This window comes from Prosthecobacter algae (assembly GCF_039542385.1).
In the GTDB taxonomy this organism is placed as follows: Bacteria; Verrucomicrobiota; Verrucomicrobiia; order Verrucomicrobiales; family Verrucomicrobiaceae; genus Prosthecobacter; species Prosthecobacter algae.
On record NZ_BAABIA010000002.1, the window covers coordinates 393,547 to 409,589 of the forward strand.

The window sequence follows — 16,043 nt, forward strand, 5'->3', positions numbered from 1 at the left end:
TCCATTCACCCGCCCTTCTGCATCGTCAGGAGGGCGGGTTTTTTGTGGCCCCACCCTCCGTCCGCTCCGCTCAATGCGTCAGCGCGTAGAACACAATGTTGATGCCCAGCGGATAAGCATACTTCTCGGAGAACTCACGGAAGTACCAGGGATCCGTCCCCTCCTCTTCCCAGCCATCGCCCAGATCCGTGTTGTGGCAGATCATCATGACGATGCGCTTTTTGTCATCAAAGATCGCGCGGTAGTGCGGCGTCTGCGCATCAAAACGCTCGGCTGTGATGCCTTGAGAACGTCCCGCCATCGCATGGCCCACACTGGGGATCTGGGGTTTCACCTTCAGCGGGAACACCATGTGAAACACCTCGTGCTCCAGCGGCAGCTCCTGCGGTTCTCGGTCCGGGAAGATCTGCTTCAAAGCGACGTAAAAGGTGTCCCACTCCTCCTCTCCCCAGAAGTCATCCACCATGATGAAGCCACCATTCAGCATGTAGTCCCGCATCACTTTGGCATCACCTTCGGTTAGGCTGATGTTCCCAGGCTCAATCATGTAGATGAACGGGTAGTTGCGCATCTGCTCCGCATCAATGTCCACCACCGCTCCTTTGGGGCTCACCTGTAGGGAAGTGAGCTGCTGCAGCCGGTAGCTGAAGTTCAGGTCCGCATCCGGGTAGTCCGTCGTCCATTTGCCACCACCACGCCTGCGGCCCCAGCTCTCGGAATTGTACCGCAGCCGGGCAAAGGTGAACACGTCGTTCGGTAACTCTTTGCTCACCGGCCAGGTGGGAAAGTCCAGGAACTGCCCGCCGCGCCCGGCTTCACGCGGATCTTCCGGCACGGAGCCATCTTTGATACCAAAGTTGGTTGGCGAAGGTGCATCTTCCGCCAGGCAAAACCCCAGCGCAGCGAGAGCAAAAAGGGCAGGCAGGAGTTTCATCGCGTTTTTTATCTCACGTCGCCCCGCAGGGCACCAGCTTAGAACAGCAGAGAAGCGCCCAATCTTCAGCCCATTTTCCCTGAACCGCTCACGGTTTGCCCAGCACCTTCTCGATCACCCCATAAGATTCGTATCTCTCGGTATCGGGAAAGTCATGGTCACAGTCCGGGTGACGGATGGTCACACGCCCCTCGGCCCCATGCAGCTTATAGACGGCCTCTGCCGCAGTGGCGATGCGGTCCACGCTGTCCCACTTGAAGTTAGAATCCTTCAGCGGCGCATTCACATAAAAGGCACGCGGGGCTAGGCAGGCGATGAGTTCATAATAATCAAACGGCACATCTTGGGGCCGCCCTAGGTAGTCTCCCATCTTTAAAATGTAGCGCTCCTGCACCCAGCCCTTGATGTTGCCATCCTTGTAATCCAGCACGGAATCAAACCCGCAACTGGACACGATAGCCTTCAGCCGAGGCTCCAGCACGGCGGTGAAGATGCTGTTATGCCCGCCCAGGGAATGGCCAATGGTGGCGAAACCTGCTTCCTTTTTCACAAACGGCAGCGTCTCCAGCAGATCCAGCCCGCGAATGTTATCCCACACAGCCTTCATGGTGCCGCTGGTGAATCCCAGAGCCTTCAAATCCGGCTGATACAAAGCCAGCAGCGGATAGCTGGGGGCCAAAGTCACGTAACCCCGCTCTGCCAGTTCAGCCGCATACTGCCGGTGAGGTTTGCCCCCAAGACCGACGACCACCTTGTGCCCGATGACGTTTTCCGTGGGGTGCAGGCAGAGCACGGCGGGCGCAGGTTTTCCGCCCAGCGCGGCTTTGGGAATGCACAGATAGGCAGGTACCCGTCCCCCTGGAGAGGAGGCATAGCTGATCAGCCGCCGCACATAGCTGCCGCAGTCCACTTCCTCTTCTATCTGCAGATCCAGCGGGCAGCGCATCGCCTCTCCAGGCAGGGGACCTGTCATGCTCAAAAAAGCTGCCACGGCGGCTTTCCGGCGCACTTCCCACTCGGCCACCGTCGTAGCTGTCTTCAGCTTTCCCGCCTCATCCCGATACTCGAGCAAATTTGTGCGGCTCAGCCCCCGGATGGGCGCGATCTCTGCCGCCCCCAGGCCTGAGACGCCAAACGCCAGCACGAGCAGGAGACGGAGGTTCTTCATGAGTCACACTTACGCTGCCGGAATGCCTAAGCTTCGGCCGAATTTGTCTCGGTCCACATGCATGGCTCACGCAGCATCGCTTGAGATCCCTCCATTCGTAGGTATCTTGTCACCACTTCGCCAGCCCTCGTCCCCCCATGACAGCCACCCCATCGGATCACCCCTACCTTTTGCTCTTCGATGGCGTGTGCAATCTCTGCGATGGAGCCGTGCAGTTCGTCCTGAAGCATGACACCCAGGGGCGCATCCATTTCGGCTCCATTCAGTCCGAAACCGGCAGCCAGCTCTACCGCCAGCACGGGCTGGACCCTGAAAAGCCCCACACGATGCTCTTCATCAGCCCCCAGGGCGTGTTTCATCAAAGCGACGCCGCCCTGGAGATCGCCGGCCATCTCGGTTTCCCCTGGAGCCTCGCCAAAATCTTCAAGGTCATCCCCCGTGCCATTCGTGATACCGCCTACCGCTTTGTCGCAGATCACCGGTACCAGTGGTTTGGCAAGCATGATCAATGTGCCCTGCCCCGCCCGGAATGGCGTGGCCGCTTTCTGCGTTGATTCGATCCAAGTGACAAAAAGCCCGCAGGGTCTACTGCGCCTAGTATCATGGGTACCAGGATCGTGTCGTTACCCCGTTGGGTGATGGATTGAAACTTTCCTGCCGTGCAGTGACACCTCACCGCCAGGATCGCGTAACTTAATGGGTAAGAATCCATCACCCACATGAAATTCCCCCTTATCGCTCTCCTGGCGCTCGCGGCCCCCATGCTTTCACTCCAGGCCGCACCCCCTGCCGCCGATGTGGAGGGCGCAAAGGACGACCCCACCATCAAACGTTATCACGGCACCTTCATCTCCCGCTACTCGGACAAGGACTTTGACCGTTACCTTTTACCTCTGGGCAAGGCCTTAAAGTCCGGCAGAATTAAAGAAGGTAAATATGAAAAGTCTCTGATGCTGGAAGGCCGCGTGACCCGGCGTGCCTACCACAGCACAGAGGCGGACCGCTCCACCTTGGAACTTTTCCGCAACTACCAGCAGGAGCTGACCGCAGCCGGGTTTGAGACGCTTTACCTGCTGGAAGATGGCACTCAGACACGAGGCGGCATCACTTTCATTGACGATGATTTCACTTCCTCGCTGCAAAGCCTGTCCGCCGAGACCCTCTACCTCTCCGCCAAAAAAACCACCGCCGAGGGCACGGAAATCTATGCCTCTCTCTGGGCTGGCAAGACCGCCTCCATCCGGCCTCACTGGGCACCCCGAGGTGCCCCCTTCGCCCTGCTGGATCTCATCACCGTCGGCAGCATGGATACCCGCATGGTCGTGGTGAAATCCGACGAAATGCAGCGCCGCATGGACACGGATGGCAGCATCTCGCTCTACGGCATCTACTTCGATTTTAACAAGGACAGCCTCAAGCCCGAATCCGCCCCCACGCTGGAACAGATCGCGGCTTTGCTGAAAGCGCAGCCCGCGCTGCGGCTCTACGTCGTCGGCCACACAGATGCCATCGGCAGCCTGCCCTCGAATATGGATCTTTCCGACCGCCGGGCCAAGGCCGTGGTCAATGCCCTGGTGAATCAGCACGGCATCGCCAGCGACCGCCTCGCCCCTGCCGGCGTCGCCTTCCTGGCCCCCGTCGCCACCAACACCACCGAACCCGGCCGCGCCAAAAACCGCCGCGTTGTGCTGATGCCCCAGGAAGCCAAGGAGTAGTAAGGTCGAACCCACCTCGGAGACCTCGTCAAAAGGCAGGTGTGGCAGCCAATCATCTCATGATTGGTTAGGCATTGAATGCCTTTCACCGCTGCCTTTTCATATCGCCCGCTCTAAGGCTGGGAGATACCTACGCCGATGCCCATGTTGTCGGGGCCGGGGTTTTTGACGACGTCGTCCTGGGTGAAGAGGTTTTTGTCGGGGCCGGCGGAGCGGATCTCCATCTGATAGCTGCTGTTCGGGTGAAACCAGTAGGGCGTGCCCCAGCGGTCCACAAGCTGGCCTTTGACGATGAGGGGGCTGGCTGGTGGAAAGAGGATGCCGTTGCGAGCATTGCGACCGGTGAGCACGGCGGTGATGTCTTCGTTCAGGCCGATGGGATTCCCTTGCTGAAACACTCGGCGGTAGAGGTCGAGGAACTCATCCACCAACTCAAGATCCCGGGCGGGGGAGTGAACCTTGGCGGAAAGATCATCCGCCATCTTCTGGATCTCGGGATCAATGCTCATCGGGTCCGGCGGAGCGGAAACCCTGGGGGCGATGACGGGTGGCAACGGGTCTGCCGGCGGGCGGATGGGCTTGGTCTTTTTGGCCACGACAGGTGGCGCGGGCTCCTCGGGAGCCAACGCCAACCATGTGGAAACAAAGACCGCCACCACGGCCCCGGCGGCTACCGCCACCCAAAGATGGAAACGAGCTGGTCTGGCACCTGACATGACTGAAGTGTGACCGAAATCAGATCGTCAGGTCAACAAAATCCAGATTGGTTCCGGCTCCAAAACGAGAAAGGTTCGGGAAAACGGCATCAATCTGGGCCGGAGGCACACCTACCCATTCGGCGATCTTGGCGGCATACTGATCCACCGAGGTGCTGGGGATCCAGCGGCCACGGGAGCCGGTGCAGTCAATGCCGCCATCCACTTCAAGCAGAGGGAAAGTACCGTAGATTTTTTTGCCTTTCACTGCGCCGCCCATGACCATCATGTGGCCGCCCCAGCCGTGGTCGGAACCGCCAGTGGAATCTGTTTTGTTAGGCGTGAAGGTGCGGGTGAAGTCGGAGGCGGTGAAGCCCATGACCGCATTCCATAGGGCGACACCACCACGGGGATGGCCGATGATGGAATCATAGAAGCCCTTGATGGACCGGCTGAGCACGTTCAGCAGGGCAAACTGGCCCACACCCGTATTGACGGTGTTGTTGCCATTGATGGCGATCTGCGAAGCGTGGGTGTCGTAACCGCCCTGCTGGATGAAGAAGGTCTGGCGATTGTTGGCGGGCTTGCCATCCTGGAGGAGGGCGTAGTTGCCGATGATGAGACGCGCCACCATCTTGAGCTGGTTGGCAAAGTCGGTGTTGGCAGCAGTGGCGTTGCCCCCAAAAGCGGCGGTGAAGTAGGTGTCCAAGACCGGGCCACCCGTGCCGTTGGTATAGGCCAGGGTATCTGCCACGACCCCTTCGGTCACACGGGCTGTTTTGGCCGTGTTTTGGTAGGAGGCGTCAAACAGGTTGGCATGGTTCATGGCCATGAGTTTTTCCAGGGCCTTCAGCCGCCAGCCCTGGCCGGTGGTCTTGTAGTTCGTGCTCGTCAGCGGGTCATAACCATTGGCTCCGGCGAGGAAGGGTTTCAGCGTGACGTTGGTGAGAGCATCGGCATACCCCACATTGCCTGGGCCATAACCATCGAAGTCGAGCGCACCGGCGGTGCTCATGACGAAGGGCTGCTCGCTGGTGCCTACCTGGAAGCTGTTGACCCCAGCGATGGAAACACCCATGGCGAGACCTGCGGAGTTGGTGTTGCTGGCGGCATCCAGCAGATCGGCAATGCGACCGCCCCAACCGCTGGTGAAGGGCTGGTCGGCGATGGATGACTGCCATTGCAACACCTGATCCGAGTGGGAGAAGAGCTGCGGTGGTTTCGTGGGCGCGAGCGCCGCGAAATTGGCACGGGTGACGCCGGGCTGGGTGAGAGTGCCGACGTTGGTGACAAAGGCGAGGTCCTGAGAATCGAAGAGGGACTTCAATCCTTCGCAGGCCGGATGGATGGCGAGGTCATTGTTCGTGTAGCCAGCGCCCGGATCAAAGGTGCCGGGGTTGTCCGGCGTGATGGCGGTGAGGGCCAACTCCGCCGTGGGCACGGCTAGGCCACCGCTGCCGCCTGCATAAGTGGGGATGCCGCGGTAGAACTCATAGTGGGAACGGGCCGCGCTGGGCCCCCGAGGAATGAGCAGGTTGTTCGAGTCGTTACCACCGCCCTGGAAGATGCAGACCAGGGCCTTGAAATCATTGGGGCCACCCGCAGCGGCGGCGGATCCCACCAATTGAAGCTGGGAGAGGGTGTTCACCATGCTGGTGATCCCCAGCGTGGCGCAGGAGCTCTGCACCAGGAAATCGCGGCGGTTGGGCTTGCTGCGGTCAAGGGTCTTGCGAAGAGAAAGATTCATAAGGGTGTGGATCTAAAGTTGCGATGACGTTCGTGAACCGATCAGTGCGAGGTGACAGCGGAAGGTGAAACCGACATGAGGTAGGCAGCGAAGCGGCAGCGGTCGCGCACCTCATTGGGGAAGTTTGTCGCATCGGTGGAGAGGCGGGTGAGGCTGTAGCTATTGTGGATGGCTTCGATGATGGCGAGACGTGGATTGTCGGTCGCGGGGGCGACATCAGGCCACTTGGCCTTGAAGCGGCCGCCGCCCCAGTAGAGGTCCAACTTGTCGATCACCGCTTTGGATCCGGCCAAATGTCCGGCGGGTGCGGTGGTGGTGGACTCCGGCGTGGCTCCACGGGCTGCATGGTAGGCCGTCGTGTAGATGCCGGTGAGCTCAGACCAGTCAAAGAGAAGGTTGTCCTTCTGCTGATTGCTACCAGCGGCATCGCTGGCGAAGTAACCAAACTCGAAGGCGAGATTGGAATTTGGCCGGACATGCTTCTCGGTGATGATAGTCACGGTGACGGGGGCGGTCGGCGCACTGGAGAGCTTGATGGTGTAGGTGATGGAATCTCCTTCCTGCACTTCGGTGCCGTTTTGCGTGATGATGAGGCGGCCCAGCGCGTCGTTGTCATTGATGGTGACGGTGAGGGTGCCCACACCGGTCACAGCGTAACCGCCCACCGCATTTGGCGTGCAGGTGAGCACGGCCGTCTGAGGCGGAGCCTCAAGCGTGGCATCATCCACGGCGGTCAGGGTGAGGATCTGCGGCTGGTTCCAGTTCGCCGTGGTGAAGGTAAGCGTCGCAGGAGAGACGGTGGCCTGGCCTGCGGCCACGGTGGGAGTGACGGTCACCGTGGCAGTGGGGGCCTTCCTCAGGAAGACATAGACGGTGTCGGAATTCCCCACAGCTCCTTCATTGACGATGGTGCCAGTGCCCGTGGGGACGATGCCGACAGTGGCGGATGTTTCATTGGCATCCGAGATGATGGCATTAACGCTGGGCACGGAGTAGAACTGGTAGTTCAGGTCCACCGAGGCGATCTTATGACCGATGAAGACGGCGCGGCTGGAGTTGTTAGACGCACTGGCAGCCAGATTGACGGTAACTGTCTGTGGTGTGCTCCAGTTGGCATCGGTGAAGGTGATGGAGGCCGGGGAGAAGCTCACAAGATTCGCGCCGCCGATAGCATTGTTAGCCTGAGGAGTGATGGTGACATTCCCCTGCGGCTTGGAGCCGAGCACAATGGTGTAGGTGTCTGAAGGCTGGCTGTTTTCCGCCAGCCAGGTGTAGCCACCGCTTTGGGTGATGTTCACCATCGCGCTGCCATAGACGTCATTGTCCCCGATCAGGATGGCGCCCGTGCTGACGGTGTCTGTGACCCGGTAGCCCCCCGTGTTGCTGGCCACGTAGTTGACAGTGGAGTTGTGGGCGTTCTCAATGTCGGTGTCATCCACCGCAGTGACGGTGACTGTTTGGGGCTGATTCCAGTTGGCAGGGGTAAACACCAGGCTGGTGGCGGAGAGACTGACCTGCGTCGGATTGTAGAAGCAGGAGAGGGTGACATCAGCCGAGGGCGCACGGCGGAGAACGACGGTGTAAGAGTCTGTGCCGCCCCCCTCAACCACGCGGGTATTGCCGCCGGACTGAACGATGGAGATGAGCGCGCGAGCCAGATCATCGCTGTCGAGGATACGGACGGGCACCGTGGTGGTGAGGCTGGCATAACCAGCCGTGCTGCTGGCCAGGGTGGTGGCATTCAGCGTATCGGTATGCACGCCTTCACTGCCCGTGTCCGCGGTCGAGATGATCGTCACGGTCTGGGCTGTGGTGTAGTTAGCAGGGGTGAAGGTCAGAGCGGTGGTGTCCACCAAAGTGCCATTCACACGGTAGCGGAACTGCGTGCTCGCACGGCCCAGATTGACGGTGACGTCTGCCGCAGGCACCGGACCTGTGAGAGCGATGTCTACCGTATCCGTACCGGCATCTTCCATAACGAGTGTGGAATTGGCCGTCTGGGTGATGACGATCCTTCCCGAGGTGTCGTTGTCATTGACCGTCACCGCCACATCGGCGGCGACCATGCCATTGTAGCGAGCATCGGTGCCAGCAATGATGGAGGTGGAATTGACAATGATGAGGTCCAGGGCCGCCTCGGCAGCCGTGCTGTCCGCAGCCGTGACGGTGATGGTAGCGGTGCGATTCCAGGCGGTGCCGCCAGAGGTGGCACTGGTGAAGTCCACCGATGTGGGGTTGAAGGTCACCTGGGCAGTGCCGTTCGCTGCATTCAGGAGCCAGGCGGCCGGAGTCACACGGACGGTAGCGCCGCTGAGGGGAGCTGCACCGAGCGTGATGTTGTAGGTGAAGGTGGCACCACCTTCCGTGACACTGCCCGTGGTGGGCGTGACGTTCACGGATGGCTGGGCGGCTTCATTGTCACCGACGGCCACCGTGACCGTGGAGAAATCCTGCACCACATAACCGCCCGTGGCGCTGGCCGTGTAGGTGAGCACGGTGGAATGGGCATTTTCCACGGTTGCGTCTTCAACAGGGGTGATGGTCACCGTCTGCGGAACAAACCAGTTGTTAGGCGTGAAGGTGAGGGCACCGCTGGAGAGAGTCACCTGATTGGCCACGGAGAAGGTGGGGGTCAGCGTGACGTTGGCGGAGGGAGCCCGGCGCAGGGCCACTTCGATGGTGTCCGTCATGCCGCTTTCGTGCACGCGGGTGGCACCATTGGTCTGGATGATCTGGACTACCCCGGCACCGCTATTGATGTCGTCATTGTCGAGGACGGTGGCAACCACCGTGGAGGACAGGCTGAGGAAACCGGCTGGTTGGCTGGCATTGGTGCTTGCGGTGATGACATCGGTCACATTCGCCTCAGCGGTGGCATCATTGTTGGCCGTGACGGTGACGGTCTGCGCCGTATTCCAGTTGGCCGGCGTGAAGGTAAGCGTGGCTGGGGAGAGCGCGGCCTGGCCTGCGGAGGCGAGGGTCACGACCACATTGGCAGCTGGGGCTGCTGGGCCGCTGAGGCTCACATTCAAAGTATCCGTGCCGCTGCCTTCCGTCACCAGGGTGGAACCAGAAGTCTCCGCGATGACGATGCGTGAGCCATTGTCATTGTCGGTCACAGCCACATTGACGTCTGAGACGACAAAGGTGTTGTATCGCGAATCCGTGCTAGTGACCGCAAAGGCGAGACTAGCCGTCTGGGCACCTTCAGTCACGGTATCGTCCGTGGCTGTAACGGTGACCGTCTGGGCGGTGTCCCAGTTGGCCGAATTGAAGGTCAGCGTGGAATTCGACAGGCTGAGCTGACCGGCGGGCGTGGCTGTCATGGCGATGACCACGTCATTGTTAGGCGCGCCCGTGAGCTTCACGGTGAAGGTGTCGGTGGCACCACCTTCCGTCACCGCCGTGGTCCCGGAGCTCTGGACGAGCTGGATGCCAGCGGAGGAATTGATGTCATTGTCACCCACCGTTGCATCCAGCGTGGTGACGTTGCTGTAACCGCCGCCGCTGGCCACATAACGGATGGTGCTGGTGTGGGTGGATTCCACGCTCAGGTCGTCCGTGCCGGTAATGGTGACCGTCTGCGGCACCCACCAGTTGGTGGGAGTGAAGGTAAGGTTGGCAATGCCGGCCACGTCGCCGTTGTTGCCGCTCCAGGTCAGGGTGACATTGCCCGTCGGGGCTTTGTCGAGCACGACAAAGTAGGTGTCGGTCAGCCCGCCTTCCACCACTTTGGTATTGCCCCAGGTCTGGGTGATGGAGATGCCATTGTTGACGGCGTTGTCATTGTCATTCACGCGCACATCCAGCGGGGCGCAAGGCAGCGCATTGTAGGTGGCATCCGTGCTGGCGGTGGAGTGGGTGATCTGGGTGAACTGGATGCCTTCAAAGGCAGCATCATCCACTGCATTGATGGTGACCGTCTTGGCCCCTGTGTAAGTGCTATTGGTAAAGGTCAGCGTGGCGACGCCAGGGGAAGGCTTCAATAGGGTGGCATCCGTGGAGGTGATATCCACCACACTGGAATTGTAGTTGAAGGTCACAGTCACGTTCGCCGTCGGGGCGGTGCCGCTGGCAAAGGCGACGGTGTAGGTGTCGGTGGTGCTGCCTTCCGTGACCATGGCGACACCCGTGTTGGTGGCCTTGGTGGGGATGAACCGGCGACCGACGTCATTGTCCGTGACTGCGCAGTTGAAGTCGGAAACCTGGAGGCCGCTGTAGCCCACATCGCCGCTGGTGACGGTGTGGCGGATGGTGGCCACGCGTGTGTTCAGCGGTGCAGAGCCTGCGAGGAAGCTGTTCACCACGGTGTCATTGTTCGCAGTCAGCGTGATCACTTGTGGGGTGTTCCAGTTGGTGGTGTTGAAGGTCACCGAAGCAGGAGAGAACGTGACGTCCGGGCTAGCGGCAGGAGCGGCGGCGACCTGGATAGCGCTGACAGCATTGGGAGTCACCGTCACCGTCTGGCCAGCGGCCGGAGGTGCGGAAAGCAGGACCGTGTAAGTGTCTGTCGTGCCGCCCTCCACCACCGTGCTGCTGCCACCACTCTGGCTAATGGCGACCAGTTTGGCCGTGGTGGTGTCGTTGTCCGAAACGGTGAAATTGATCGGTGGTGTGTAGTTGCCAGCGAAGTTGAGATCCGCGCTGGCCATCGTGTGCAGCAGCGAGGTGGGGCGGGTGCCGTCGGCACCTTGGTTTTCCAAACCGCGCACGGTCACCGTCTGCGGGATGTCCCAGTTGGTGGAGTCAAAGGTCAGGGTGGTGACGCTGGTCTGCACCTGAGCGGCAGTATTGGCCGAATTGGTGACAAAGTCGTCCAGACCGAAGCCTGGGTATGCGCCGGTGAGGCCCATCCAGGTGAGGGCATAGTGGCGGTTCACTCGGTTCACCAAATTACTCTCGGTATTGATCTGGAGTTCTGGACCAAACAGACCTGCATTCGCCATAGGGCCGGGCTGCACGTAGTCTGGCAGGAACCAGTTGAACACGCTCGGGGCCTTTTGCGGAGACTGGCCGATGGCACCGGTTTGGTCATTGAGACGGATGCGTGTGGCACCGGGGATGAAGGCGGAGGCTTCCGAGGCGGGATAGGAAGTCACCATTGGGCTGTCGGCACCGGTGAAGGGCAGCTTCATGTTCACCAGATTTGAGAGAGGCGCATTGCTGTAGGCCTTCAGCGCACGGAACAGGGAGGCGTATTGGATGAGCGGTTCCTTGAGCTTGCCTGCACCCACGAGGCTGTCGGCCACGGCCAGGGATCGGGCTTCATAATCCAGCAGAATGGCCTTCATCACCTCTCCCAGATTGCCATTGGAGGTGCGGTAGGCTTCGCTCACACGATAAAGGTAGCCGGGGCTGGGGTTCGAAGTGGTGAGGCGCTGGATCAGCAGCCGGGAAATGAAGACCGGGGTATTCGGGTGGCCATTGTAGGAGCCGGAGGCAGGGTCACCTGCCAGCGCATTGTGGGCGATGCGAAGATCTTCATCGGCCAGAGGATGAGTCTGCACATCGGTAAGGCCGACGGTGTTAACCAGTGGGATCTGCTTTTCCCCTGCTTTGCCGGCGAATAGGACTTTGGAGACAGTGCCGGAGACTTCGCCAAGGGAGTTCACATAAGGATTGAAGTCGTGGTAGGTGATGCCGTTGACACGGCCCAGGGCCTTCATCGGATAGATCCAGGATGCCTGGTACCAGGTCTCTCCGCCACCGATGCCGAAGTCCGTGAAATGAACGCCCTGGAATTCGATCTGCGGACTGGCGCTGACACTGGATGGCACCAGCACATTTCCCTGGGAGCTGTTGCGGCGCACCGTGATGGCCGCATGACGGGCCCCATAGGTGAGGCCGGTCATCACACGGGCGAGCTCGGTGATGTCGGTCTGGTCATAGGTAGGGATGGGCAGGCCGTTTTCTCCCAGAACCAGGCTGCCATCTGGATGGCGGAGCACGAGGCCGACGGTGAAGAGCTGCATGATCTCACGCGCATAGTTTTCATCCGGGGAGATTTCCACATTGCCACTGGTGTAGCGGGCGCGGTTGCGCAGGTGGCTGAGATAGACACCCATCATCGGGCTGTAGGTCACCTTCTCCAACAGGTCACGGTATTTGCCGAAGGCTCCCTGGGCCAGCATGTCCCAGTAGTTGGCCGTGCCGTAGTGGCGACCGGCCACGGTGGTGTCGTTTTCAGAGATGACGAGGATTTCCTGAAGGGCGGCGGCCATGCGCTGGCGCACCTGAGCCTTGGACTGCAGCACCATCGTCCACCATTCGCGGCGGCGGTTGGCGCTGTTCTGCGGCGAGTTGAAGCTGAAGGCGTTGTTCGTCGCGTTGTTGTAAGGGTTCGTCAGATTGCCAAAAGCATCAAAGCTGGCTCCGAAACCGGCGCTGGCGAACTGTGGGTCATTGCCAGCCTGGATGGGCTTGGCACCGCGCATGACAAACTCCTCATTGTCGGCAGACATAACCAGGGTGAGGAAATTCGGGGAGGGGGTGGTGCCCGGATCCATCTGCTTATTCAGCCAGTTGGTATAACCCTGGATGAGATTGGCCGCCGTGCAGCCATCGGTCAGGGTCCCGTCCACCAGCTCAATCTCGGCTTTCACCTCATTGTAGCTGCTGGTGTTGGCGCCGAAGGTGCACTGATCGAGGAAGCGGTAGATGTCGCGCTCTGCCTCCACAGCGGTGAGGCTGCCTGGGAGGGCGGGTTCATCCAGATCGGGGCGGTTCGGATCAAAGTCTTCAGAGCCTTGGGCCGCATTGAAGAAGCCAAAGATTTCACCGGCGGTGTAGTTCACCGTATTGATATCCACATAGATCCGGCCAGCGTTGAGGGCATCCAGCATGGCTTGGTCCGTTGTTTCGGAGGCGGCGGCGCGGATGAGCCAGGTGACGTTGTTGATCTGGCCCACGCCCAGGTTGTTGCGGATGTCCTGGTCATTGTTGATGCGGAGGTAAGTGGTGTTTTGCGGCGAGCTCAGACCGCTGACGTTCACGCTGGTCTTGGCGTCATTGTTGTCGCCTTCCAGCAGGGCCACGGCCACCCCAGAACCGGTGGAAACCACTCCCGTGCCACGGGACAGGTAAGCCACATACATGCTGCGGTTGTTGATGTTGGTCGGGTCCGCATCGCTGATGCGCACATAAGTTGGGTAGGTGACGATCGCGGGATTGGCGCCTGAAGGAATGGGGCCAAAGGTCACTTTCAGGTTCTCTGGAACCTCGACAACGGAATCGCGGACTGGATTGATGTTCACCACGTAAGGAGAACCAGTGACCCCCTGCCCTGCTGGCAGCAGGAGATTGCCCCCGCTGACGCCGGGGATGGAATAGTCGGCGGCGATCGCATTGCCTTTGGTGATGTCGGTGCTGCCAGCTTCCGTGGTGACCCGCAGGTTCAATTGCATGGTGCCGTAGCTGCGGCTGAGCTGGATCACAGCGGGCGAGGAAACCGGAGTGGTGGCTTTTCTGTCCACGGTTTCAAAGGCAGTGGCAGTCGTCACACTGGCAGTCAGGGAATACAAACTCTGGAGAGTATCCCAGTCTGTGGCAGTGCCGCCGGAGGCGTTGGAGGGGCTGGTCGCCAGACTTGGATTGGTGCCCATCTGGGTTTCGATGGTATCGGAGACACCATCACCATCGGCATCGGCAGCCTGCTGAACCACGAACCAAGCTCCATTTTCGGCAGTATGGACATTGTCCGCAGAAGGGGAAGCGTCTTCATCCGCCACCAGATTCACTCCCGCAGCATTCAACTGACCATGGCGCAGCACGATGGGATCTGCATCGCTGGCCAGACCAGTTTCATAATAACCTTCCACCTGGAAGCTGGCCTCACCATTGCCCTGGGCAGCGGCGAAAAGAGCCGGGGATGCATACTTGGAACCAAAGCTGGCCGCCGATGGCACCGAGCTCAGAGAACCAATCCCGGTGGCAAAGCGGAAGTTGCTGTTTGAGCTCATGAACTGGCCGGTCCCGCCGGGCATGACGATGAAATGCACTGTTTCAGCGGCATGGGTCTGATCGGCATTTTCGGCCTCCGTGAGGCGGACCCGGAAATTCACCGGCCAGAAATAAAGGGTGTCCACGCTGTCCACCCGGGCGGTCACAGCGCTGGCTTCGTTGACGGTCACGCACTGGGCAAAGACAGCGGGTTCGCGCTCATAATAGATGTCGCTGGCCCAGTAGCTGTCGCTCAGATACTGCACGGAGCCCGTATGGGTGACCCCAGTCGCGCTGCCTGCCTGCACCACCTGGCCACCGATGGCAAAGACCCCGGCTTCCATCACGGTGTAGCTGGCGGTCTCTGGAGCATGGATGCCATCGGCGAAGTCCCATTCGTCCACCTGATATTCGAAGCTTGCCTTGTTGCCATTGGCAGGATCCACCGCCAGCACATTGCGCACGCGCACTCCGGCAGGCGTGGCCTCATTTTTCGTCAAGGGCCCAAACACCACCACGGGGGCAGTGTAGGCCGTGGCCAGATTCACTTTAAACCATTGGGTGGGGGAGCTTTGATTGACGTTCACACTTCCGAACACCAGTTTCGCAGCGCTTTCTCCCGGCATGTCACCCACAAAGACGCCAGCCACGGTTTCTGCCGTGTGGTTCAGGTTGCTGTTGGAAGATGTTTCCTCCTGGAAGGAAAACTGGACGCGGGTGGAGCCATTTGAAAGGATGGGCAGGCTGCTCATTCTCAGATCGCCCGGTTCCGTGTCATTTTTGGTCTGGGTTTGGGCGACCACCACAGGATTGGTGAACGGGCCGGTGTAGAAAGTCTTGATGGCATTCCCCACTGTGCCTGGGCTGTAGGACCAGAGGACTTTGCCATCCAGATAGCCTATGCCTTCGGAAACTGCGATATAACCAATGCCTTCATTGGAAATCGCGGTGGTGTAGTTCTGCTGGGTCTCCAGATTCACCACGAAGCCGGTGTTCGTCACGGCGGAATTGCGAGTTTTCAAAGCGCGGGGGTTGTTGGCCGCGATGACGTTTGCCGTGGTTTCCACCTGGGTGAGCACCATGGGCGGGTAGGTGAAACCTGTGAGAGGCACCGTGGTATTCGCGCGGTTTACGGTTGACACGCGGCCAACCTGCCAGCGCTGGCTGCCAAAAACATGTGTGCCGGGGGTCATGGCAAAGAAATGAACTGTGATGGATCCAGGATGCGCCCCGGTGAGGTAATCCCATTCATCAATCTGCCATTGGAAGCCCGTGGCCGTCACATTACGCACTCGCACGGTGTGAGGGTGGCTATCCGCACTGTGGGCGGGCCCCATGACCACCACCGGAATGATGCCATTAAAATTGCGTGTGAAGGTGACCGACTGCCAGGTGGTCGAAGTCGCCTGCCCTCCGGCCAGGGTGATCGCACCGGATTCGAAGTTCACTTTGACCGGGGCCTGGGCCTGCGCTGCGCCGGAAGCCCCCAGCCAAAGCATGGAAACGAGGAACAGGACTCTTCCCAAGGGGCTTGTGAAAAGCGCCGTCCAGGTGCGACTCAGCGGGGATGCAAATAAGAGTGAATTCATAACAGCGCCGGATTTTCAAAATTCACGGCAAATAATGAATACCTTTATTATCCCCCTCTTGGGTGACGTGCATAACTAGGGATATTCCTTTATCACCCAAGCTACTAAGGAGTCTACAGTGGAATCCGGGATTTCAGGACCATGGGAGATGTTTTTTGGGCCATCCACCCGCTCTTTTCCTCTCTCTTTCCCTCTTTAAATCGGCCAAAATCCAAACCGCAGTTGTCCACAGGCACGTATCGTGGCAACATTCCTGA

Annotated in this window: 7 protein-coding genes; 2 read left to right on the forward strand and 5 right to left on the reverse strand. The window is 59.8% G+C overall.

Annotated elements, in window-relative coordinates; genetic code table 11:
* Positions 1 to 70: 70 nt before the first annotated feature.
* Together ABEB25_RS05005 and ABEB25_RS05010 are read right to left on the reverse strand one after the other, a co-directional pair.
* Positions 71 to 934, reverse strand: a complete 864-nt coding sequence (locus tag ABEB25_RS05005; RefSeq protein ID WP_345735282.1) for a DUF4159 domain-containing protein — start codon at positions 932 to 934, stop codon at positions 71 to 73.
* Between the two features lie 88 nt (positions 935 to 1,022).
* Positions 1,023 to 2,102: a dienelactone hydrolase family protein gene (locus ABEB25_RS05010; RefSeq protein WP_345735283.1), complete on the reverse strand. Its 1,080-nt coding sequence runs from the start codon at positions 2,100 to 2,102 to the stop codon at positions 1,023 to 1,025.
* 137 nt (positions 2,103 to 2,239) lie between these two features.
* Between ABEB25_RS05010 and ABEB25_RS05015 the strand changes: the two genes are divergently transcribed.
* Positions 2,240 to 2,656, forward strand: a complete 417-nt coding sequence (locus tag ABEB25_RS05015; protein ID WP_345735284.1) for a thiol-disulfide oxidoreductase DCC family protein — start codon at positions 2,240 to 2,242, stop codon at positions 2,654 to 2,656.
* Positions 2,657 to 2,821: 165 nt separating this feature from the next.
* Complete coding sequence (locus ABEB25_RS05020; protein WP_345735285.1) at positions 2,822 to 3,817, forward strand: OmpA family protein; 996 nt, start codon at positions 2,822 to 2,824, stop codon at positions 3,815 to 3,817.
* A 113-nt stretch (positions 3,818 to 3,930) separates the two neighbouring features.
* Here the strand turns inward: ABEB25_RS05020 and ABEB25_RS05025 are convergent, their stop codons facing one another.
* From ABEB25_RS05025 to ABEB25_RS05035, 3 genes are read right to left on the reverse strand one after another with little or no spacing between them, the layout of a single operon-like run.
* Positions 3,931 to 4,533: a hypothetical protein gene (locus ABEB25_RS05025; RefSeq protein WP_345735286.1), complete on the reverse strand. Its 603-nt coding sequence runs from the start codon at positions 4,531 to 4,533 to the stop codon at positions 3,931 to 3,933.
* A gap of 19 nt (positions 4,534 to 4,552) precedes the next feature.
* Entirely contained in the window at positions 4,553 to 6,259 is a 1,707-nt protein-coding gene (locus ABEB25_RS05030; protein WP_345735287.1) for a DUF1501 domain-containing protein, read from the reverse strand.
* Between the two features lie 41 nt (positions 6,260 to 6,300).
* Positions 6,301 to 15,786 (reverse strand): DUF1800 family protein, encoded by a 9,486-nt coding sequence (locus tag ABEB25_RS05035; RefSeq protein WP_345735288.1) that lies wholly within the window; start codon positions 15,784 to 15,786, stop codon positions 6,301 to 6,303.
* Positions 15,787 to 16,043 lie beyond the last annotated feature (257 nt).

Coding starts and splice junctions, on each gene's coding strand:
- ABEB25_RS05010 (WP_345735283.1), bottom strand. CDS start 2,102: ATGAAGAACCTCCGTCTCCTGCTCGTGCTGGCGTTTGGCGTCTCAGGC.
- ABEB25_RS05020 (WP_345735285.1), top strand. CDS start 2,822: ATGAAATTCCCCCTTATCGCTCTCCTGGCGCTCGCGGCCCCCATGCTT.
- ABEB25_RS05035 (WP_345735288.1), bottom strand. CDS start 15,786: ATGAATTCACTCTTATTTGCATCCCCGCTGAGTCGCACCTGGACGGCG.
- ABEB25_RS05025 (WP_345735286.1), bottom strand. CDS start 4,533: ATGTCAGGTGCCAGACCAGCTCGTTTCCATCTTTGGGTGGCGGTAGCC.
- ABEB25_RS05005 (WP_345735282.1), bottom strand. CDS start 934: ATGAAACTCCTGCCTGCCCTTTTTGCTCTCGCTGCGCTGGGGTTTTGC.
- ABEB25_RS05030 (WP_345735287.1), bottom strand. CDS start 6,259: ATGAATCTTTCTCTTCGCAAGACCCTTGACCGCAGCAAGCCCAACCGC.
- ABEB25_RS05015 (WP_345735284.1), top strand. CDS start 2,240: ATGACAGCCACCCCATCGGATCACCCCTACCTTTTGCTCTTCGATGGC.